Here is a 22,633-nt window from a genome sequence, read left to right as displayed (position 1 = left end):
TAATTCCATTTCATAGAATATCCACCAACTTTCAGGCGCTACTTACGGTGACACACTAGCCGACAAGTGCGAGCAAAATACCAGCCGCGACTGCTGAACCGAGTACCCCAGCAACGTTTGGTCCCATCGCGTGCATCAACAAGAAGTTTTGTGGGTTTGCTTCTAGGCCAACCTTATTCACAACACGTGCCGCCATTGGTACTGCAGAAACGCCTGCCGCACCAATAAGTGGGTTGATGTCTTCTTTCGAGAACTTGTTGAGCAGTTTCGCCATCAGAACACCCGCGCCAGTACCGATACTGAACGCTACTGCGCCAAGTCCCAAGATACCTAGCGTTTCTAGGTTCAGGAACTGCTCAGCTTGCAACTTAGAACCAACACCAAGCCCCAAGAAAATGGTCACAATGTTGATCAGTTCGTTTTGAGCGGTTTTCGATAAACGATCCACCACACCAGCTTCACGCATCAGGTTACCCAAACAGAACATACCAACTAGTGGCGTTGCCGAAGGTAAGAACAGAATCGTCATCAGTAACACAGCAAGTGGGAAGATCACTTTCTCCCACTTACCCACATGGCGAAGCTGAGCCATCTTGATCTGGCGCTCTTCTTTGGTTGTCAGAGCTTTCATGATTGGTGGCTGAATGATCGGTACTAAGGCCATGTAGCTGTATGCTGCCACGGCAATTGCACCTAACAGATCTGGAGAAAGTTTACTCGCCAAGAAAATAGCCGTTGGGCCATCCGCACCACCGATGATCGCGATAGACGATGCATCTGCCATGGAGAACTCCATACCCGGAACGTAGTTAAGCAGAATCGCACCAAATAATGTTGCGAAGATACCAAACTGCGCCGCAGCACCTAACCACAAGGTTTTCGGATTCGCAATCAAAGCGCCAAAGTCGGTCATCGCCCCTACGCCCATAAAGATCAACAGCGGGAACACGCCCGACTCGATCCCAATATAGTAGACGTAGTACAACAAGCCGCCCGGATCGGTAAAGCCAGCATTTGGAATGTTCGCTAAGATAGCGCCAAAACCAATTGGCAATAACAGTAAGGGCTCAAAGCCTTTTTTGATCGCCAAAAACAGCAAGGTACAGCCAACCAACATCATACAAATTTGGCCGAACTCAAAGTTCGCGATCCCTGTTTCTGACCATAAGGTCATCAATCCGTCCATGATACTCCCTTACGCCAGGCTAAGAAGAGGTGAGCCAACGGTAACAGCGTCCCCTTCTTTCACGTTCAACTCTTGAACCACACCACCACGTGCAGCGCGAACTTCTGTTTCCATCTTCATCGCTTCAAGAATCAAAAGTACATCACCTTCCGCCACTTCAGCACCCGGCTGAACATTGACTTTAAAGATGTTGCCCGCAAGTGGCGCTGGTACTGCTTCCGCAGCACTATTGGCAGCAACTGGCGCTGCAGGTTGAGCAGGTGCTGCCGCCGCATTTGGCGTCACAGAAGTTAATTGACCTTGCGGCCCCACTTCTACTTCATACACTTGACCATCAACACGCACGCTGTAGGTCTCTACACCGCCAGTAGCAGGTTGCGCTACAGGTGCAGCAGCTGGTTTTGCAGCTTCTAAAGTTGGTGCTGGTTCAAAGGCATCTGGATTGCCACGGTTTTTCAGGAATTTCAGACCGACTTGAGGAAACAGCGCGTAAGTTAGGACATCGTCGACACGTTCGCTTGCTAGCTTAATGCCTTCTGATTGCGCTTTCTCCATCAAATCAACGGTTAGGGTTTCCATTTCTGCTTCAAGTAAATCGGCAGGACGACAAGTAATGGCTTCTTTGCCATCCAGCACTTTTGCTTGTAGCTCGGCGTTTACTGCTGCTGGAGCTGCACCGTATTCGCCTTTTAGAACACCCGCTGTTTCTTTGGTGATGCTCTTGTAGCGCTCGCCTGTTAGTACGTTGATCACCGCTTGAGTGCCGACGATCTGAGACGTCGGTGTTACTAGTGGGATAAAGCCAAGATCTTCACGTACACGTGGGATCTCTTCCAATACTTCATCGATACGATCTGCAGCGCCTTGTTCTTTAAGCTGACCTTCCATGTTGGTCAACATGCCACCTGGTACTTGAGCGATCAAAATGCGCGAATCCACACCTTTCAATTGACCTTCCCATTTTGCGTATTTCTTACGCACTTCACGGAAGTAAGCCGCAATAGGCTCAATTTGGTCTAGTTTTAGATTCGTGTCGCGCTCTGTACCTTGCAGCATCGCAACCACTGTCTCTGTAGGCGTGTGACCGTATGTGCAGCTCATCGAAGAAATCGCGGTATCTAGAATATCAATGCCTGCTTCTACCGCTTTCACAGCAGTCGCAGTAGATAGACCGGTTGTTGCGTGACAATGAAGCGCCAATGGAACATCACAAGACGCTTTGATGCGAGTGATCAGCTCTTCGGCTTCATATGGCTTGAGTAGACCGGACATGTCCTTGATACATAGAGAGTGACAGCCTAAGTCTTCAAGACGTTTAGCCAAATCCACCCAAGTATCCGCGTTATGTACAGGGCTGGTAGTGTAAGACAAGGTCCCTTGAGCGTGTGCACCAACATCAACAGTGGCTTTCACTGCTTTTTGGAAGTTACGTACATCGTTCATTGCATCAAAGATACGGAACACATCCATACCATTTGCGTGCGCGCGTTCAACAAACTTCTCTACTACGTCATCGGCATAGTGGCGGTATCCTAAAAGGTTTTGACCACGCAGTAGCATTTGCATTGGTGTATTTGGCATGGCCTTTTTCAGTTCGCGTAGGCGCTCCCATGGGTCTTCACCCAAGAAACGGATACACGCATCAAAGGTTGCGCCACCCCAAGTCTCTAGCGACCAGTAACCAACTTTATCTAACTCAGCTGCGATAGGCAGCATATCTTCGATACGCATACGCGTTGCGAATAGAGACTGATGGGCGTCACGAAGGACCACATCTGTAATAGCGAGTGGTTTAGACATGTTCTTAAACTCCTTTTTAATCCTATCTTTCGGCTACTTCGCGACAGAGGCGCGATGTTTATGAATCGCAGCCGAGATCGCCGCCACTACTTGTGGACTAACAGCTGAAGAGGTTGATTGAACGTTGGTATTTGTTTTCGGTGCTGCGATCGGCGCTGGTACTTCTTCCGGTACCAATTTGGACATCAGCCGAACGAGATAAACTAGAATGGTGAGGAAAATAAATACGACCGCCATCCCTGTTAACATCAGGGTGGCCGCATCTACTAGCAGGCTTCCTATATTCGTCATGTTGCTTCCTTTCTTTGTCATCCTGACAATGTGCAGGACTTTAATAGCGTCAAATCCCGACCAATGGATTATCTCGATTGGTTAAATTTTGTCAATTTTGTTTAAGGAAGCTTTTAAATAATCCTTAATATTGATTATTTATTCACTACCCAGATCACAAATTATACGAAAACTCACTTCTTTAGCGGGTTCGCTCAACATATAACCACACTAAATTAAAGTGTTTGCAAAAACTGCGATTGGGATTTCAAAACGAAAAGAGTTTTTAAGAAGAAAATAAAATAAAAACAGGAAGATAGAATAAATTAACACACACAAAACAAATCAATAACAACAACGAAACACTTGTGTTCTCGCCAATATTTTAATGACGTTATGTGGGCCACTTAATCAATAAGACGAGAGAAAGCGCGCTCAGGAGCTCTAAGATGACTATTTAGGCGAATCAATGCTATTGCCTCAAAAACTGAGGGCCATGCGTTTGAAACAAAGTCTCGTGCAAAAGGAGGCGGCAAATAAGCAGGAGGCACAGAGCCTCATGGCCGAGCAGCAGGTACAAAAAAGCCCCGCATAAGCGAGGCTTTTTCTAAAGAGTGGCGCGTCCTGGAGGATTCGAACCTCCGACCGCCTGGTTCGTAGCCAGGTACTCTATCCAGCTGAGCTAAGGACGCACGGTTTTCGATATCAGTATTACCAATATCAGGAGTTCACAAGGAAACCCTAAAGAGTGGCGCGTCCTGGAGGATTCGAACCTCCGACCGCCTGGTTCGTAGCCAGGTACTCTATCCAGCTGAGCTAAGGACGCGCAGTTTTCGATATCAGTATTACCAATATCAGGAGTTCACAAGGAAACCCTCAGCTAAGGACGCGCAGTTTTCGATATCAGTATTACCAATATCAGGAGTTCACAAGGAAACCCTAAAGAGTGGCGCGTCCTGGAGGATTCGAACCTCCGACCGCCTGGTTCGTAGCCAGGTACTCTATCCAGCTGAGCTAAGGACGCGCAGTTTTCGATATCAGTATTACCAATATCAGGAGTTCACTAGGAAACCCTAAAGAGTGGCGCGTCCTGGAGGATTCGAACCTCCGACCGCCTGGTTCGTAGCCAGGTACTCTATCCAGCTGAGCTAAGGACGCGCAGTTTTCGATATCAGTGTTACCAATATCAGGAGTTCACTAGGAAACCCTAAAGAGTGGCGCGTCCGAACCTCCGACCGCCTGGTTCGTAGCTGAGCTAAGGACGCGCAGTTTTCGATATCAGTGTTACCAATATCAGGAGTTCACTAGGAAACCCTAAAGAGTGGCGCGTCCTGGAGGATTCGAACCTCCGACCGCCTGGTTCGTAGCCAGGTACTCTATCCAGCTGAGCTAAGGACGCGCAATAATCTTTATTTTACTTTGTATAACCCGTTTATCAAACGAATTATTAAATAGTGGCGCGTCCTGGAGGATTCGAACCTCCGACCGCCTGGTTCGTAGCCAGGTACTCTATCCAGCTGAGCTAAGGACGCGCAGATCTTCTTGCTAGGAAGTTGTGAAGTAAATCACATTCATTTCTTACGAAACAAAAAAAAGGCCGTCGGGCCAGTCAATGAATGGCGGTGAAGGAGGGATTCGAACCCTCGATACGGGATAAACCGTATACTCCCTTAGCAGGGGAGCGCCTTCAGCCTCTCGGCCACCTCACCGTTTTCATTGTTATATCTCAGAAGAGATATGGCGCGTCCTGGAGGATTCGAACCTCCGACCGCCTGGTTCGTAGCCAGGTACTCTATCCAGCTGAGCTAAGGACGCACTTTTTGTTGATAAATCAACGTTGCAAGAATGGCGGTGAAGGAGGGATTCGAACCCTCGATACGGGATAAACCGTATACTCCCTTAGCAGGGGAGCGCCTTCAGCCTCTCGGCCACCTCACCGTCTTGCGGAGGCACATATTACGTTTTACCGAAAATATGTCAAACACTTTCTTTGAAAAAAAACGCAAAAATCGCTTAACCGATGCGGATTTAATCAAAGTGATTATTAAACAAACTTTATCACTCTATTATGATGAAAAAAAGAGAGTCTTCTCTTAAAAAATGACATTTTTTCGAAACTAAAAAGGCTAGCCATTCGGCTAGCCTTTTTCATTCAAACTAAGCTCTGTAAACAGGAGCGGCTTAGTAGTTACCTGAAGCAACGTTACCGTTGCCTTTTTCAGCTTGAATGCGCATGTAGATTTCTTCACGGTGAACAGAAACCTCTTTCGGAGCGTTAACGCCGATACGTACTTGGTTACCTTTAACACCTAGTACAGTTACAGTCACTTCATCACCAATCATAAGTGTTTCGCCTACGCGGCGAGTCAAAATTAGCATTCTTTGCTCCTTGAGTAATCTCTAAATTTTCTTGCTACAAAGCTATTATCCAACAAAAGTTATATTTTCGTAAACTACCTTGTTACCGAAAATTAGCCCAAAAAGGCATGTTTTTGCTGAATGTTTAATACTTCACTAGATGTAACGTAAGCATTATGAAGAATGTTTGCTGCTGCATCCACACTCTCAGGTGGTAAGACTAGCATCATAGTGAGTGCATTCGTTGAGCAGAAATTGATCGCAATATCTTGCTGTGCCAACAATTCACAGGCATGGTCAACCATTCCATTGGCTTCTAGCCCCACAGCGGTCAACAGGCTTACTACTTCACTATTACGGATTTTATCGCTGAACACCAGATCCAACTTGGCACATGCATCTTGTTTTATCATGATACCTGTTCGTTCTGTTTCCTCGATCACATTCCAAATGTCGATACCTAACATCTGACATTGCTTTGTAACGCTAGGCAAATGTTCGTCGTCAACTTCAATAATGGCAAGGTCACGTTGAATGGCTAGACCAGAGACGGCTTTTGAGCCTGACTCCCCTTTCACCAAACTGCCTTCATTCAGTTCAAATGTCGAAAGCACGCGTAGTGGAACATTATTCTTCCATGCATACTGCACAGAAGGGAGATGTAACACTTTCGCTCCACGGCTCGCCATCGCTTCCATTGAAGGAAAATCGATAACTGCCATCTTTTGAGCGTTTTTCACTACACGTGGATCACAAGTATATATACCATCAACGTCGGTAAAGATTTGACATTCATCCGCGCATAATGCGCCAGCCAGTGTCACTGCGCTCGTATCTGAGCCACCTCGACCTAATGTGGTGATATCCCCATTTTCATTCACACCTTGGAAGCCAGCTACGATGACGATTTGGTCTTGTTCAAGCAAATCCATAATCGTAGATGTATCAATGTGTTTAATCGTCGCGTCATTGTGTTGATTGTCCGTCACAATGTTCGCTTGTGCTCCGGTAAGTGAGCGCGCTGCATAACCCAATTTATTCAGAGTCATCGCCAGCAGTGCCATCGACACTTGCTCACCAGCAGAGAGCAAAACATCAAGTTCTCGAGCCGTTGGAACGCTATCTACTTGCTTAGCGAGATCCATTAGTCGATTTGTTTCGCCTGACATTGCAGACACAACAACGACAACTTGATTACCATCATTTTTCGCCTTAATGATGTGTTCAGCTACCTGGTGGATTCTTTCAATTGAACCCACTGAGGTTCCGCCAAACTTTTGCACGATAAGGGGCTTTTTCACCAGTCTTCACCTTCCCAAGACCAAAGTCTCATTAGGACCACTCATACTCCATTGAGATAAATTATATAAGCGGTAGTTACAACAAAAACCAAGCAGCGTAAATGACCTGGTTAAAATACGGTCAATTAAACCACTTGGTTACCATAAAAAAATTACGCTCAATCAAAGAAGCTTGATTGAGCGTAATTCATTATTTTAAAAGCTTATAGGCGTTCTTCTAGCCAAGGCTGTACGGACTGAATCGCCGCAGGCAGCGCGGCAACATCAGTACCACCCGCTTGCGCCATGTCAGGACGACCGCCGCCTTTACCGCCAACTTGCTCAGCAACCATCTTAACTAGGTCACCCGCTTTCACTTTACCGATAAGGTCTTTGGTTACGCCTGCAATCAGACCGATCTTGTCATCGTTCACGTTAGCAAGAAGGATTACACCGCTACCTACTTGGTTCTTGATGTCATCAACCATAGTTCGTAGGTTCTTGTTATCTGCGCCTTCTAGAGCAGCGATCAGTACTTTAGTACCGTTGATGTCCTGAACTTTACCCATGATGTTTGCGCTTTCTGCCGCAGCCATCTTGTCTTTCAGTTTCTGGATTTCTTTCTCTAGAGATTTTGCTTTCTGCGCTGATTCAGCCAGTTTCTCTTCGTACTTAGCCGCTTGAGCTTCGATTGCGTCTAGCGCACCTTCACCCGTTACCGCTTCGATACGACGGATACCTGCTGCGATACCACCTTCAGATGTGATCTTGAATAGACCGATATCACCTGTGTTTGAAGCGTGAATACCACCACAAAGTTCAGTAGAGAAGTCGCCCATAGACAGTACGCGTACTTCGTCGTCGTACTTCTCGCCAAATAGAGCCATTGCGCCTTTCTTCTTAGCAGACTCAATGTCCATCACGTTGGTTTCAATCGTATGGTTACGACGAATTTGCGCGTTAACTAGACGCTCAACTTCTTTCAGTTCAGCTGCAGTTACTGCTTCTAGGTGTGAGAAGTCGAAACGTAGGCTGTCAGCTTTCACTAGAGAGCCTTTCTGCGTTACGTGCTCACCAAGAACTTGGCGAAGAGCTGCGTGTAGTAAGTGCGTTGCTGAGTGGTTTAGAGAGATAGCTGCGCGACGCTCTGCGTCAACGATAGTTGCTACTTCGTCGCCTTTCGCTAGAACGCCTTCCGCCATTACACCGTGGTGTGCGATTGCGTTACCTAGCTTTTGAGTATCTTCAACACGGAATACACCAGCTTCAGTACGGATTTCACCAGCGTCACCACATTGACCACCTGACTCTGCGTAGAATGGTGTCTCACCAAGCACGATGATTGCTTTGTCGCCTGCAGATAGAGATTCTACTTCGTTGCCTTCAACGAACATCGCCGCTACAGAGCTAGAGCCTTTAGTACCTGTGTAACCACAGAATTCTGTTTGCGTATCAACTTTGATTGCTGCGTTGTAGTCAGTACCGAAGTTACCAGCTTCACGCGCACGTTGACGCTGCTCTTCCATCGCTTTCTCGAAACCTTCTTCGTCGATTGCGAACTCACGCTCACGTGCAACGTCGTTAGTTAAGTCAGCTGGGAAGCCGTAAGTATCGTAAAGTTTAAATACGGTTTCGCCGTCTAGTACTTTACCGTCCGTTCCTTGCGAAGAAATGTTATCTAGAGCTTCGTTTAGAATCGCCATACCGCGCTCAAGTGTACGACCGAAGTTTTCTTCTTCGATACGCAGTACTTTTTCAACCACAGCTTGTTGACGCTTCAGCTCTTCACCAGCCGTACCCATGATTTCCGCTAGTACACCAACCAGTTTGTGGAAGAATGCACCTTGTGCGCCCAGCTTGTTACCGTGACGAACTGCACGACGGATGATACGACGTAGAACGTAACCGCGGCCTTCGTTTGAAGGCATAACGCCATCAACGATCAGGAATGAACATGAACGGATGTGGTCAGCGATAACGCGTAGCGATTGGTTTGATAGATCTTCGTAGCCAATCACTTCAGCAGCTGCTTTGATAAGAGCTTGGAATACATCGATTTCGTAGTTTGAGTGAACGCCTTGCATAATTGCAGAGATACGCTCGATACCCATACCAGTATCTACCGATGGCTTTGGTAGCGGTTCCATAGTACCGTCTGCATGACGGTTGAACTGCATGAATACGTTGTTCCAGATCTCGATGAAACGGTCACCATCTTCTTCAGGTGTGCCAGGACGGCCACCCCAAATGTGCTCACCGTGATCGTAGAAGATTTCAGTACATGGACCACAAGGACCTGTGTCACCCATTTGCCAGAAGTTATCTGACTCGTATGGTTTACCACCTTTCTTGTCGCCGATGCGAATAATGCGGTCTGCTGGAACACCTACTTTTTGGTTCCAGATATCGAATGCTTCGTCGTCTGTCTCGTAAACTGTAACAAGTAGACGGTCTGCTGGCAGCTTAAGGGTTACTGTTAGGAATTCCCAAGCGAATGCGATAGCGTCTTCTTTGAAGTAATCGCCAAAGCTGAAGTTACCTAGCATTTCAAAGAATGTGTGGTGACGAGCAGTGAAGCCAACGTTTTCCAGGTCGTTGTGTTTACCACCAGCACGTACACAACGTTGAGCCGTAGTCGCTCGAGTGTAGGCTCGTTTTTCTAAGCCTAAGAAACAATCTTTAAATTGGTTCATACCCGCGTTTGTGAACAGCAGGGTTGGGTCGTTATGTGGAACTAACGATGAACTTTCTACGATTTGGTGTCCTTTGCTCTCAAAGAACTTGAGGAACGCGTTACGAACCTCATCAGTGCTCATGTACATGCAGCTCTTCCTGAAAATAGTCGAGTTAGAATTTTGCCGTATTGTAGATCATGCAATCAGCTACGACTAGTTTTCTTGCGGAAAAGAGGCATTAGAAGAAAAAATTTGAAGCAAAACAAAAAACAGTGCGAACGGCTGACCGCTAATCTTCGTCCTCAAAGCTCAGCGCATAGCTAATTTGGTCAAAACTGTAGCCACGATATTGCAGAAATCGCACCTGTTTTGCGTACTCTTTCTGGTCTTTGGCTTTTATTCCTTTGAATTTCTTCTCAGCAGCCATTCTTGCCAGTTCAAACCAATCTTGGGGCTCTTCTGCCATCGCCATATCAATGATGGATTCTGCCACACGCTTTTGGTTCAATTCTTGACGAATGCGGCGCTCACCATGACCTTTGTAAACATGCTGGCGCACTTGGCTTTTGGCGTAACGCAGGTCATCTAAATAGTTGTGGTCGAGACAAAAATTAATGGCCGCTTCGATGTCTGCCTCTTCATACCCTTTTAGAGCCAGTTTTTGGTATAACTCGTATTGCCCATGGTCTCGACGGCTCAATAATTGGATAGCCGCTTCTTTGCTAGATAGAGTCGGTGCTTGACGCTTTTGGTACATGATGATCCTAAAACTGTTTTTGCTGTACAGGCTTTATAACAATCGCAGTAAATAACCGCTCACTCTAGCTTACCAACGCACTAGTTCTGATCGCTTGCCTACTCTAATTGATATTAACCTAGCTTTTGTTTTTTGATTTTGATTTCAGCAGATACAACAAAGCCCCGCATAGCAGGGCTTTGTTCAATATGATTCAATCAGAAGCTTAAAACTCTTCTTCTTGCTCTGATTTTTCACCTGATTCTGGTGCTTCAGGTAGTGCTGGTGAAAGTAGCATTTCACGCAGTTTAGTATCGATAGTTTTACCGATTTCTGGGTTTTCGCGTAGGTAGTTACAAGCGTTTGCTTTACCTTGGCCAATCTTGTCGCCTTGGTAGCTGTACCATGCACCCGCTTTTTCAACTAGCTTGTGCTTCACGCCTAGGTCAATCAGTTCACCTTCACGGTTGAAACCTTGGCCGTACATGATTTGCGTGTTTGCTTCTTTAAACGGTGCAGCAATCTTGTTCTTAACAACTTTGATGCGCGTTTCGTTACCTACTACTTCGTCACCTTCTTTGATTGCGCCAGTACGACGAATATCTAGACGAACAGAAGCGTAGAACTTAAGTGCGTTACCACCTGTTGTTGTTTCGGGATTACCGAACATCACACCAATCTTCATACGGATTTGGTTGATGAAGATACACATACAGTTAGATTGCTTTAGGTTACCCGTTAGCTTACGCATCGCTTGAGAAAGCATACGTGCTTGAAGACCCATGTGGCTGTCGCCCATTTCGCCTTCGATTTCTGCTTTTGGTGTTAGTGCAGCAACTGAGTCGACAACCATAACGTCAATCGCACCAGAACGTGCAAGTGCGTCACAGATTTCTAGCGCTTGCTCACCAGTGTCTGGCTGAGAAACCAATAGTGCATCAATATCAACACCAAGTTTCTTTGCGTATACAGGATCTAGAGCGTGCTCTGCATCGATAAACGCACAAGTTTTGCCTTCACGTTGCGCTGCAGCAATAAGCTCAAGAGTTAGCGTTGTTTTACCTGAAGATTCTGGACCGTAGATTAATGTCAAACTTACTATTATTAGCTTAACTGGTTCATCTTGATGATCTAAAGGCGTAACTCTAACGTCCTTCGTCTATTCATAGTTTATTCATTTTAGTGAATTTAGCAACCTCTCCTTGCGGAGCTATATGAATGTCTCGTTTAGATCACTAAATCTCACTATATTCAAGTTTGGGTAGGTTTAGGTAAAACATTCAAACTATGGTTTTTACATAAAGTAGTAGTCGTTAAGTGATCAGTAATCTAGTTCTTTGGAGTCGTGAGCCAAACTCGTAGAAAAACTTAGCCACAAGGGTATGACATACACTAGATATGTCGATGACGTAACTGTATCAAGTCATCGTCCATCTCAACTTGAAAAATAGAGGCGATCTCTTTATCGAGTCCGCAGTCTTACAGACTACATTTTTAAGCATTGACCACCATTGACCACGCGTAGTCAATGGTGGTCAACAGCACAGAGATGCTTGATATTGTGTGGTTGATATGTGCTAACTCATACACGCCCTGACAGTTTTAATTATATAGTGTGACTGAATCGAACACCCGCACTCGACATCCCGCAGCTCACTTTTGGACAAAAATAGTTTATAACCGAAGCTCTAAATTGATGCTTTCGGATAAGCAATGGTTTGTGCAAAGTAAAGCAAAAATGTGTCAGTGAACTCGGTGGATGTTCATTGAGAGCCAAGCTGCTTCCATCAAAAAAAGCTTCATTGAAAACACTAGCGTAATGTACTATGTGCATAATATATTTATATAAAGGCTAGAGCATGGCAATAAAGAACGTCATTCTTCATGAAGTTACTCGTGACAAAGATGGTGAACCAGTAGTAACAAATCTGCGTGACGAAGAAAACTCCACTGAAGGCTTAGGAAGCAAGCTAACTGAACAACTAATTGAATTATTCTCTCAATCAACGCTTAACATTGGTGAGTTTGGTGTAGATGGTGATCCGACGCTTGAACCAGCTTTCGAGCAGCAGTTAAAGCGCCTACATAACAAAGAGAAAACCTTCGTTGAAACTACCAAGGACATGGCCGAGCGATTTGCTGATATTATCAGTGAACCTAAACTCCAAAGTGTAAAAGGAGGTATACTCGCATTCTACATGTATGAGTATCGTGAGAACACATTGTTAGCGATTACCGTACTAAATCGAATTGACGGTATTAACGCTAGTAAAGATCTTGATTTAAGTTCGGCTACAATCATAGACCTTAACCGCTTACACTTGGGTGCATCTATCAACTTAACTGACTGGAACGAGGGCTTGAGTAGTCGTTACATCAAGTTCAAAACAGGACGTTCTGTTGAAATGCGCGATTACTTTGAGTCTTTCATTGGATGTCAGCGTGATAAACAAGCCGCAACTCGTGAAACGAGTGCTTTAAAAACTGCGATCAAAACTTATTCTTCTGATCTAGGCTTAGATAGTGATGAGACGCAATCAAAATTAGATAGTGCTCATAGCTTTATCCAAGAGCAACAGAAAGCGGGTAAAGAAGTGCTCCTAACACATGTCGCTAATGCAGTTTTCCCTGATTCAACTGACGATTTCTTAGCAGTTGCTCGTAACGATGAACACCAACTAAGTGAGCAAATAGCGATTAGTTCGGCAGAGTTGAAACGTTATGTTCGCTTAAGTGGCCGTGGTAAAGGTGTATCAATTAGTTTTGACAACGAATTGCTTGGCAAGACCGTTACATTTGAAGATGAACAGTTGATTTTTACTGATATCCCAGAGACATTGAAACAGAGCATTATAGACCTTCAGCGAGAAGCTAAAGACAATGACTAGTTATGAATATTGAGACGTTAAAGCTATACAAGTCGATAAGAGAGTTGATGTCCGATGTGGTTGTTGACGGTAACGACGTGTCTGGTTTTGTAGACTTTAACGCAGATATTGTTAACAAGCTTAAGCAGTTGAATGAAGTCGGGCTGTGCTCGGCTTCATTTGATATCTATAAAGACGATACTAGAAAGCTTGATTTAACAGTAAACGATGAGATTACTGACAAGCACTACACTGCGTGTAATCGAGCTAAGATCGAATTAAGCAAACAATCAGCTCAAAACAAAGATCACTTTATATGCTCTACTTGGGCTGATTTAACAAACTATACAGGTTATCTGCTCAATCCAGTTGAAGCGGTCTATATCAGCGACCTCAACAAGATTCTCACAAAAGATTCTAAAGATGCTAAGTTCACAACTTATCTAAATGTTTCGGAAGTGTGTAACTTAGTTAAGGATGTTGCCCATGCAAACAAAGGCAACACATATACTATTTTATGTGGTCAATCACTAGACATAACTTTGTCTGTTGATGACTCTGTGCTTAGTGCAGACATTGATATTGGTTTTTATGATGAGTTGCTCGGTAAAGACCAGCACAAAGAAGCGATGAACAGTTTAGTTCGCGAGGCTCTTTACAACCTATTAAGTGATCTTGATCCTAAGTCGAGATTGTCTCATCTAGTTAACCATTTTAATGCTTTTACAAGCAAGCTATTAGTTAGTTATGAGCAATATGTTCGAAACTATTCATTTGATAAAGTACGTAAAGAGTATCGAGAGAAAGCAACAGAGTACATTGATAAAGTAAATAAAGTTTTTGATGAAGTTGCCGCCAAAACATTCTCGATTCCATTAGGTGTATGGTTTGCTACTTCGCAAATGCAAGCAACAGACTCGATGGAAAGTCTTCAATTTTTTAAGAATATCTCGTACTGCGTGATGGTGTTCTTCCTAGTTGTTGTGGTCTGTTGGAATCTATTAGGTCAGTTTGCGACATTAAGTGCTACTGAGAGTGAATATAAAGACCTGTTCAAGCGTCTTGGTGATGAACTTGAAGGTGGGCAAAAGGACGAGCTTAGAACATTAAAGCAGGACTTAGACACAAGAAAGCTGAGAGTCTGGCTCAAGCTAGTAGCTACTATGGTTTTCGCTATCGTATTACTTGGTTTTACAGTGCTGGTCACGTACAAAGCGATTACGCTTCCAATCGTAGCTGGATAAATAAATCATAGACGTAACCTCCTTCCAACTACTGGGAGGAGGTTACGTCTTACCTATTACTTGCTTGGGCATTAGTTGTATTAGCTCATCTAATACAAACTCTACTCGTTTGAAAATGATTTACAATGACTCGTAACTTGTTTAGGGCAAAGTCTATTTAGGTTAACCTGCCATCACTCATTCAAATACAACTCTGCCATTCCATCCAAACGGCTTTTCACTTCTTTCCAGTTAGGCATTACGCTGGTTAGCAACCGCCAGAACCTGTCACTATGGTTGTGCTCAGCGATGTGGCAAAGCTCATGCAATATCACATAATCAATACATTCCTTGGGTGCTTTGATGAGGTGTGGGTTGAGCATCAAATTCCCTTTCGCTGAACAGCTACCCCATTGCTTAGCCATTGGTAAAACACGAAAGCTTGGGATTCCGGTTACCCATGTAGCTTGAGGCAGTAGCTCAGACAAACGTTCATGGAAAATGCGTTCAGCACGAACCTTGTACCAGTTGCGCACTAAAGCTTTAACCATGGCAGTCTTGTCGTCGTTAAACCGAGTTAAGGTAACAAGTAGCTTGCCGCGAGTCATTTTTACAGTTGGCAAGGCATCAATATCTTCCACTATCTTCAGGACATAACGGCGGCCAAGGTAGAACTGCATCTCACCGCTGACATAGTTCTTTGGCTGCACATACTCAAGGTGGCCTCGAAACTCTTTCAGCGCATCATAAATCCACTTGGCACGCTTCATTACTGCTTGGTGAATGTCTTCACGCTCCGCGTCTTCTGGAGATGAAACGACCACTTCACAGTTTGGATGAACTTTGATAGTTATCCTGCGTTTCTTGCCTTCTGGGTGAGGTTTACGAACCACCTCGTATGGGACAGCTTCATCACCGTAGATGAAGCTGTATTCCTCTCTGTTGCCTTCTTTTGAACTTACCGATGTCATTAGTGATGACCTGCAACGCCAAGACGAGTAATTTGGATAACGTCTGCAATTATCACTTTTGCTGTATCCATGCCAATGGCTTTAAATAGAACAGGCAATAACTTACGACGAATTTGGTTCTCGATTTCTTGTGGGTTAATCGAGAACTCCGCAACCGAAGCCGTAACTACCTCGTCTATTTGCACAGCATAATTAAAACGCTCATCTTCACTGAAGGTGCTCACGTCTGGTAAGTGCTTTAAGAACAGACCAAAGTACGCCTGAACATGTCGCTTAACCTTAGGGTCGAATTCAGCGAAGCGGTCGGTGGGTATACCATCGACATTGCGTTCCTTTACTTGCTCTTCAAAGTCGGCAAATAGAAGGTACTGTTTTACAGGCGCATCAAACATATCTTTAGCTTGCTGAATCGCTTGTTTAAGTAGCTTTGAAAAGTATTCTTGAGCATATGGGTCGTCTGCCAAGTCCTGTTCAATCATTTTAGTGACACGACCAGTGATAGCATCCTTCTTGTTGCGAGCCTCATCATCCGTCAACTCTTCTGGCTTAACGTTCTTACCCATATTACCGACAAGGTACGCACCTTTTGACTCTTGAATTTCAACACCACCAATGTGCTTATCCAGCATGGTACGAATATTCTCTGCATACTCATCGTAGTCGACAGTCTCTTCCGCATCTTCACGTACTTGCTTACGCAGTTCAGACATGGATTTCAGCGTCTTTTTATAGAGTTCTCGCTTGTCGTCAAAGCTCTTGTCTTCGAAATAAGTTGCAGACTGCAAAGCCACTTTCAGGCAGTTCGAGAATGCGGTGAGAGCTGAATAAAAGTCTTCACGTTTCTTTTGGTTAGTATCAGTTAGCTGACCATCTATGGTATCTATCTTGGGTGCAAGTGCTTGGCGTAGCGCCTGACCATCTTGCTTATTTTGGACTCCTTCAAAAATCGACCATAGGTCGCTGTAGAAACCCGGAAGCTTCTTGTACTCGGTATCCATGCGGCTGTAGAGGCCTTTTAGATCCTCGATATCAAAACCACCTTTGATACGTTCCTCTAGTTCTTGATAGCTCGCAATAGAAGCATCTAGCTCTTTTAAGATGCCTCGATAATCAATCAGATAGCCAAACTGTTTCTTTTGATGCAGTCGGTTCACACGGGCAATAGCCTGAATCAAGTTGTGCTGCTTGAGTGGCTTGTCGATATAGAGCACGGTGTTTTTTGGCTCATCAAAGCCCGTTAGCAGTTTATCGACCACGATCATTAAATCAGGGCCGTCATCTTTACCAAATTCTTCAATTATATGTTTGGTGTACTCCTTTTCATCTTCGCTGCCAACGTTCTCTTTCCACCAATTCTGCACCACATCTTTGCTTTCACCATCTACCGTATCGTGTCCCTCTCGTGTGTCTGGTGGCGACATGGCAACTACCGAGGTAACTTTACCAATTTGATCGAGTAGTTTTTTATAGGTAATAGCTGAAGCTTTTGAGTCACACGCAAGTTGCCCTTTCAGACCTTGGTTCTTAAAGTTTTGGAAGTGATCAGAGATATCATGCGCAATAAGCTCTATGCGTCCTTCTGTCTGATAAATTTGACCTTTCTGAGAAAATTTTCTCTTCAAATCGGTACGCTGTTTTTCTGAGAGCTTATCGGTAATGCGGTCAAACCATGCATCAATTGCTTTGTCATTGGTGCTTAGATCTGGAATACGCTCTTCATATAGCAGTGGAGTAACGGTTTTGTCTTCCACCGCTTGCTGCATCGTGTAAGAGTGAATGATCTTACCGAACTTGTTCTCGGTCTTATCATCTTGCAACAGTGGTGTACCCGTAAAACCAACATAAGCTGCTTTAGGTAAAGCTTGTTGCATGCGAATGTTATTCTCACCGTTTTGGCTACGGTGACCTTCATCAACCAGAACGATAATGTCTGGGCTATCGTTATAACACTCAGGCAACTCAATCGCTGTGCCGAATTTATTGATGATGGAAAAGATAATCCGTTCATTCCCTTTACCGATTTGTTCGGCTAAGCGGCGGCCTGTCGTTGCCATGGCTGATTTATGGTCTTTATCGGACAAAGCACCGCCAGAAGCGAATGTTCGGGCAAGCTGGTCTTCTAAATCCACACGGTCGGTCACGACAACAACACGACATTTAGCTAATTCTTTAATCCAAATTAGAGCCTTAGATAAGAACACCATGGTAAAAGATTTACCAGAGCCAGTGGTGTGCCAGATTACACCGCCGTTACGAGCACCTTTTTCATCAAAAGAAGTTACCCGTTCAATCAAGGCCTTAATACCAAATACTTGCTGATAACGAGCCACAATTTTGCCAACTTTCTTATCAAACAAAGTAAATAGCTGAGTCATTTCGAGTAGACGGTCGTGGCGCAATAACGACACCAATAGACGGTCTTGAGCGGTTACTACAAGCTTACCGCCTGCGATAAGCGAAAGGTATTCATCTCGAACCTTAGCAGGACGGTGATTAAAGATAAGATCCAATTTTTCTTGAGTAAGTGGAGTATTCTTCAAGCGTTCAAAGGTCGCTTCAGTGATCTCTTCTTCTTTCCACTTAGCCCAGAATTTTTCAGGGGTGCCACATGTACCGTATAAGCCATCGTGCCCATTCACTGACAGTAATAATTGGCTATAAGCGAAAAGATGTGGGATCTCATCCACTTTTTGGTTGCGAATGTTTTGAGAAATACCTTCAGCTACCGTTGGCTTACCCTCATGAGATGAGTCTGGGCGCTTGGCTTCTATGACTACCCAAGGCAAGCCATTCACAAAGCAGACGATATCAGGAATACGATTTGCGGTGCCATGAGCATTTTCTACGATCAGTTCTTCAGTAAAGTGGAACTGGTTATTGGATGGAGTTTGCCAATCAATCACATTGATGGTTGGGTTGGCCTTTTTGCCATCAATAAACTCTGTAACACCGATGCCATAAGTTAAAGCATCATAAATTTTTTCGTTGGCAACTTTCAGCCCTTCATTCATGGCTGGGTTAGCCAGCTCGTGAATGATTTTATCGATAGAGGCTTCTGATAGCTGGTGATCCTTGCCCATAAACTTGAAGGTTTTGTGTTTTAACACTTCACGCAACACATCAGGCAAGATGACCAGTGATAAGCTACCCCGCATGACCAAGCACTCACTTGGTGGAACAAAGATATAACCCAAATTACTCAAAAGCGTGAGTGCAGGGATTTTTGCACTTTGTTCTTCTTTAAAGTTAGGAACTTGATGTGCCATCAACTAACCCCGATTATCGCTTGGACGTACAGCCAGCTCATAAGCGTCCATCATTTTCAATCGCTTAACTAACTCATTCACAATCTGCTCTTTAGACGCATTCGGAATAAAAACGTCATAACCACGATAACAAGACTCGAACCAACTATGTTTGTGTCCAGCACTAATATACTTTTCAGCAATAGGGGCATCTTCACGAGATGGAAGATGCGCATATAAATTAAATTTTGCGTATGACTCGTCACCGTCTAAGTGGAGTACAACATCTGACTTTGATTGCCATGACTCTAAAGCAAAACGAAGCGCTGGCAATTTATACCAATGGTGCAAACGAATTTTAACTGACTGCTCAATTTGTTCTTGGATAAGTTGCTGTAACTCTTGATGATAGTCATTAATCGCGTTTGATTTTAACTCTTGTAGTTTTTGGATATCACCCAAGTTTTTTAATACAAATTCTAACGTTTCTTCTGGGGTTGTTTGAGTTGTCATAAGCGTCTCTAAATGCAAAATAAATTCACGTAGCAGGATTACCCACTTATTTAGCGGCTGAGAAAAGAAGTGCTGAGATAAATTGTCTTTTATTGCTTGAATCAGCTTAGGGTAACTGACCCCATGCCATTGCGAATAGTCTTGAGGGGCGTCACCAGATGGTGACAGCACGACAAAAATGGGCTGTTTATTCTTAAATCGCTGGTATTTATTCCCAGAAACAAAAGCTTCGTAATCATCGAAAGGGTTATTCTGATGATGGTAAATTTTGTTTTCTAAAACGATAACCCAATCATCAGCCTCTAATAACAAGTCGATACGCTTGCCTGACTCTGTTGTGACTTCTCGCTCAGGAGAAGAACAAAGCGAGCAATCAATTGCGTTAACGGATTCAGGTAAACATTGAACTAAGGATTCTAACACCAAAGCATTTAAGCGATGGTCACCGTTATCATCACAAAAGAACGCCAAAATGTCCGTAGTAGGATTTTCAAAATATCCCTTAGAACCGATACCAAAAATGCTTGTTTCCGAATCGGGTTGAGATGGTAAGCCTTTAATTTTTTCTAATAACGCTTCGTAACGAGAAAGTTCTGTCTTATCCATTCCTAGCCTTAATTATTATTGTTAGTGTTTTATCCGCCCAGTAGTTGGGCGGATATTCTATGTGTTTAAGCTGGTTCAGTTTTTTTTAGCTCTTGTGCTTTAACATCTTGCATTTTCACGCGACGCTTGCCAGTCAGCAGTTGCTGCATCAATGCTTTTTTCTCCTGCTTGAAATGAGCGAGCTTGACTTCTAATAGCTCGATTTCTTTATCGGAAGCGGTCAGGACTGAAGCGATTTTTTGTTGTTCTTTTAATGATGGTTGAGGCAACTTGATCTCTGAAAAGTACTTATAGCTGATAATTTTTCCATCACGAATCCCTTCAAGACGACTCTTCATTGCTTGAATGAAAGGATGAGATTTAAGATGGTATTTATAGAAAGCATCCACAATTTTTATTTTCGGATATAAAATGACATAAGCTGGACTACAAATACCCTTGTATTTGGAGTACTCAATACCACCTTGGAAGCTTCTTAAACTTATGATGAAGTCTCCTTGCTCAACAACTTTGTAACCTGAAATGCTGTCATTGGTTACTGAAACATTGTAGTCAATAAGCTCTCTAGGTATCGCGCCTTTATCTTGTGTAATAGCCAATATTGGCAAGTCAGAATTATGCTTCTTGTTTGATCTAGTCTGGAATACATTCCCTGCTCGAACGAATTCCCACTCATCCTCAAACACCTTACCCGTCTCAGGATTAACCAAACGCTTCTTACCCGTCAACAACTGTTGCATTAAGGCTTTTTTCTGCTGCTTGCTGGTTTCAATCAGCTTTTCAGTGGTAGCAATCGCCTTATCCCAAGTTGAGAGGATTTGGGCGATTTTTTGTTGTTCTAACAGCGGAGGTATACCAACGCTTATTGGGTAAATAAAGTTGCGATTGAGCGAAGGTTGAACCCCACCACTATTATGCTTAGTAAAGTCGATGGACTTCAAAATATAGTAAACAAACTGATTGTCGTTATTTTTAAAATCTTTAACGAATAAAGCGGTATTGTGCGCCCAAAAATCTTGCTCGGAATAATGAACATTTCCAAAACCTGATCCACTTCTTCCTATCACAATGCCCGGGCCTGATACATTCGATGTGTTGTGGTAGCCAGCTAAACCAGCAGCACTCATAATTGGAACTTCGCCATTAATCCTATTTTGACTTGGTAAGTCATAGCCTCTTTGCAATGTAACAAGGTCACCAAGGGTTTGACTCTTCCAGTCAGAAGGATACTTACTCATAACCTAGCTCCTCTAGGTAACCTACCATCTCAGCCTCTAAATCAGCCAACTCATTCTGCAATGCTAAACGTTCAGTTCGTACCGCAACTAAATCAATCTCTTCTTCTTCCTCAAACGTGTCGACATAACGAGGAATATTGAGGTTGTAGTCGTTCTCGACAATCTCTTCGAGCGTTGCTAGGTATGAGTATTTATCTGTAGTTTCACGCGCCTTGTAAGTATCGACAATCTTTTGAATGTTCTCAGGCGTTAGTTGGTTCTGGTTCTTACCTGATCTGAACTCACGAGAAGCATCAATAAACAATACTTTGTTATCGTTTTTCTGCTTTTTGAAGATCAGGATGGCTGCTGGGATGCCTGTACCAAAGAACAGTTTCTCAGGTAAACCAATGACGGCATCTAGCAAGTTTTCATCAATCAGTTGTTTACGGATTTTACCTTCGGAGGATGCTCGGAATAGCACACCGTGAGGTACAACGACCCCCATACGACCAGTCTGTGGTTTTAACGTCTCAATCATGTGTGAGATAAACGCATAGTCACCTTTGGTTTTTGGTGGAAGACCACGGCGGAAGCGACCAAAGTGATCATTGCTCGCGATGTCGTATCCCCATTTATCTAAGGAAAATGGAGGGTTGGCGGTAACCACATCAAAGTGCAGTAATCCACCTTCCTGATCTTGTAGCTTAGGGTTACGTATGGTGTCCCCCCACTCAATACGGTGGTTATCTTCGCCATGCAGGAACATGTTCATCTTCGCCAACGACCAAGTTGAACCAATGGCTTCTTGTCCAAACAAAGCGTATTGCTTAGAGCCGTCAAAGTTCTTTTGAACTTGCTTACCACACTTCATCAATAGTGAGCCAGAACCACATGCAGGATCACAAATACTGTCGCCTTGTTGTGGTTCAAGGATGATAGAGAGTAAATCAGAGACTTCTGGTGGTGTATAGAACTCGCCAGCCGATTTGCCACTACTTGCCGCGAAGTGTTTGATTAGATACTCGTAGGCATTACCTATCACATCTAATGAGCCAACACGGCTAGGGCGAAGGTTCAACGTCTCTTTACCAAAATCTTCCAGTAAGTGGCGAAGGATTTCGTTCTTTTGCTTTTCATCACCAAGTTTATCGGTGTTAAGCTGATGTCTTGGAACACGCCTTTTAGCTTGGTGCCGTTGGCTTCTTCGATAGCGTGCAGAGCTTGGTCGATACGTGATCCGTTACCTGCTTCATGACGAGCTTCGTATAGATCCCAAAAAGTTGCGCCTGTTGGGACTTTAAAAGACTGGCTCTCCATCATTGCTGCGATCAGCTCTGGTTCATCCCCGTATTCAACCGTTAGTTCAGCTACTTTATCTCTATGTACATCAGAAATGTACTTTAAGAACAACATGGTTAGGATAAAGTCTTTGTAAATCGACGGATCAACGGTGCCTCGGAAAGTATCACAGGCAGCCCAGACGGCTTTGTTTATTGCATCTTGACTGATATTAGTATGGGGCATTTACTACTTGCTCTTGAATAATGGTGAATATCAAATCGAAACCAACATTAGCTAATGTTTACAATCAAAGATTCAGTGACTTAGCAAAAAGGAGTTTCATTGTTATTTATGTTTGTTGCTGCAATTCTATCACTAAAGAAGAGGAAAAATACGTAACGA

The 22,633-nt window shown here is 44.0% G+C and carries 13 protein-coding genes, 9 tRNA genes and 2 pseudogenes; 2 read left to right on the top strand and 22 right to left on the bottom strand.

The features are described from left to right. Positions 1–55: 55 nt before the first annotated feature. The 17 genes and pseudogenes from KJB05_RS03430 to recA all read right to left on the bottom strand — a co-directional run. Positions 56–1,186: a sodium ion-translocating decarboxylase subunit beta gene (locus KJB05_RS03430; RefSeq protein WP_005438059.1), complete on the bottom strand. Its 1,131-nt coding sequence runs from the start codon at positions 1,184–1,186 to the stop codon at positions 56–58. Between the two features lie 9 nt (positions 1,187–1,195). Beyond that, positions 1,196–2,986, bottom strand: a complete 1,791-nt coding sequence (oadA, locus tag KJB05_RS03425; protein WP_171370492.1) for a sodium-extruding oxaloacetate decarboxylase subunit alpha — start codon at positions 2,984–2,986, stop codon at positions 1,196–1,198. 33 nt (positions 2,987–3,019) lie between these two features. Further along, positions 3,020–3,277, bottom strand: a complete 258-nt coding sequence (locus KJB05_RS03420; protein WP_005448441.1) for an oxaloacetate decarboxylase subunit gamma — start codon at positions 3,275–3,277, stop codon at positions 3,020–3,022. Positions 3,278–3,871: 594 nt separating this feature from the next. Next, positions 3,872–3,948 (bottom strand) — tRNA-Arg (locus KJB05_RS03415). A 57-nt stretch (positions 3,949–4,005) separates the two neighbouring features. Then, a tRNA-Arg gene (locus tag KJB05_RS03410) sits at positions 4,006–4,082 on the bottom strand. Positions 4,083–4,203: 121 nt separating this feature from the next. Continuing rightward, positions 4,204–4,280: transfer RNA gene (locus tag KJB05_RS03405), tRNA-Arg, on the bottom strand. A gap of 57 nt (positions 4,281–4,337) precedes the next feature. Then, positions 4,338–4,414 (bottom strand) — tRNA-Arg (locus KJB05_RS03400). A gap of 164 nt (positions 4,415–4,578) precedes the next feature. After that, positions 4,579–4,655: transfer RNA gene (locus KJB05_RS03395), tRNA-Arg, on the bottom strand. Between the two features lie 56 nt (positions 4,656–4,711). Then, positions 4,712–4,788 (bottom strand) — tRNA-Arg (locus KJB05_RS03390). A gap of 85 nt (positions 4,789–4,873) precedes the next feature. Then, positions 4,874–4,965 (bottom strand) — tRNA-Ser (locus KJB05_RS03385). A gap of 29 nt (positions 4,966–4,994) precedes the next feature. Further along, a tRNA-Arg gene (locus tag KJB05_RS03380) sits at positions 4,995–5,071 on the bottom strand. A 31-nt stretch (positions 5,072–5,102) separates the two neighbouring features. Continuing rightward, positions 5,103–5,194: transfer RNA gene (locus KJB05_RS03375), tRNA-Ser, on the bottom strand. Between the two features lie 243 nt (positions 5,195–5,437). Continuing rightward, complete coding sequence (csrA, locus tag KJB05_RS03370) at positions 5,438–5,635, bottom strand: carbon storage regulator CsrA (protein WP_004415691.1); 198 nt, start codon at positions 5,633–5,635, stop codon at positions 5,438–5,440. A gap of 92 nt (positions 5,636–5,727) precedes the next feature. After that, a complete protein-coding gene (locus KJB05_RS03365) occupies positions 5,728–6,915 on the bottom strand; it encodes an aspartate kinase (protein WP_020196183.1) in 1,188 nt (395 codons plus the stop codon). Between the two features lie 203 nt (positions 6,916–7,118). Next, positions 7,119–9,716: an alanine--tRNA ligase gene (gene alaS, locus KJB05_RS03360; RefSeq protein WP_208445021.1), complete on the bottom strand. Its 2,598-nt coding sequence runs from the start codon at positions 9,714–9,716 to the stop codon at positions 7,119–7,121. A 142-nt stretch (positions 9,717–9,858) separates the two neighbouring features. Next, on the bottom strand, positions 9,859–10,326 hold the full coding sequence (gene recX, locus KJB05_RS03355; protein ID WP_005425358.1) for a recombination regulator RecX: 468 nt from the start codon (positions 10,324–10,326) through the stop codon (positions 9,859–9,861). Between the two features lie 205 nt (positions 10,327–10,531). Continuing rightward, a pseudogene (gene recA, locus KJB05_RS03350) lies at positions 10,532–11,389 on the bottom strand (recombinase RecA); the annotation flags it as partial. 775 nt (positions 11,390–12,164) lie between these two features. On the opposite strand from recA, the gene KJB05_RS03345 reads away from it, so the two are divergent. Both KJB05_RS03345 and KJB05_RS03340 read left to right on the top strand, forming a co-directional pair. Further along, on the top strand, positions 12,165–13,193 hold the full coding sequence (locus KJB05_RS03345; protein WP_102590816.1) for a nucleoid-associated protein: 1,029 nt from the start codon (positions 12,165–12,167) through the stop codon (positions 13,191–13,193). A 2-nt stretch (positions 13,194–13,195) separates the two neighbouring features. Then, a complete protein-coding gene (locus KJB05_RS03340; RefSeq protein ID WP_172440937.1) occupies positions 13,196–14,416 on the top strand; it encodes a hypothetical protein in 1,221 nt (406 codons plus the stop codon). A 173-nt stretch (positions 14,417–14,589) separates the two neighbouring features. Here the strand turns inward: KJB05_RS03340 and KJB05_RS03335 are convergent, their stop codons facing one another. The 5 genes and pseudogenes from KJB05_RS03335 to KJB05_RS03315 form a co-directional block, all read right to left on the bottom strand. Then, positions 14,590–15,366, bottom strand: coding sequence for a SprT family zinc-dependent metalloprotease (locus KJB05_RS03335; protein ID WP_208445020.1), 777 nt, complete (start codon positions 15,364–15,366; stop codon positions 14,590–14,592). Further along, positions 15,366–18,632 carry an HsdR family type I site-specific deoxyribonuclease gene (locus KJB05_RS03330; RefSeq protein WP_208445019.1) on the bottom strand — a complete coding sequence of 1,089 codons (3,267 nt, stop codon included), beginning with the start codon at positions 18,630–18,632 and terminating at the stop codon, positions 15,366–15,368. Before KJB05_RS03330 ends, KJB05_RS03335 begins: the two co-directional genes overlap by 1 nt. Before the next feature lie 3 nt (positions 18,633–18,635). Further along, complete coding sequence (locus KJB05_RS03325; RefSeq protein WP_208445018.1) at positions 18,636–19,730, bottom strand: PD-(D/E)XK nuclease family protein; 1,095 nt, start codon at positions 19,728–19,730, stop codon at positions 18,636–18,638. Positions 19,731–19,795: 65 nt separating this feature from the next. Then, positions 19,796–20,968, bottom strand: a complete 1,173-nt coding sequence (locus KJB05_RS03320; RefSeq protein WP_208445017.1) for a restriction endonuclease subunit S — start codon at positions 20,966–20,968, stop codon at positions 19,796–19,798. Continuing rightward, positions 20,961–22,474 (bottom strand): annotated as a pseudogene (locus KJB05_RS03315) (type I restriction-modification system subunit M). The gene KJB05_RS03320 and the pseudogene KJB05_RS03315 overlap by 8 nt, the downstream one beginning before the upstream one ends. Between the last annotated feature and the right edge of the window lie 159 nt (positions 22,475–22,633).

The sequence above is a fragment of the Vibrio sp. B1ASS3 genome, assembly GCF_905175355.1.
In the GTDB taxonomy this organism is placed as follows: domain Bacteria; phylum Pseudomonadota; class Gammaproteobacteria; order Enterobacterales; family Vibrionaceae; genus Vibrio; species Vibrio owensii.
This window is presented reverse-complemented; position numbering and strand designations above follow the sequence as displayed.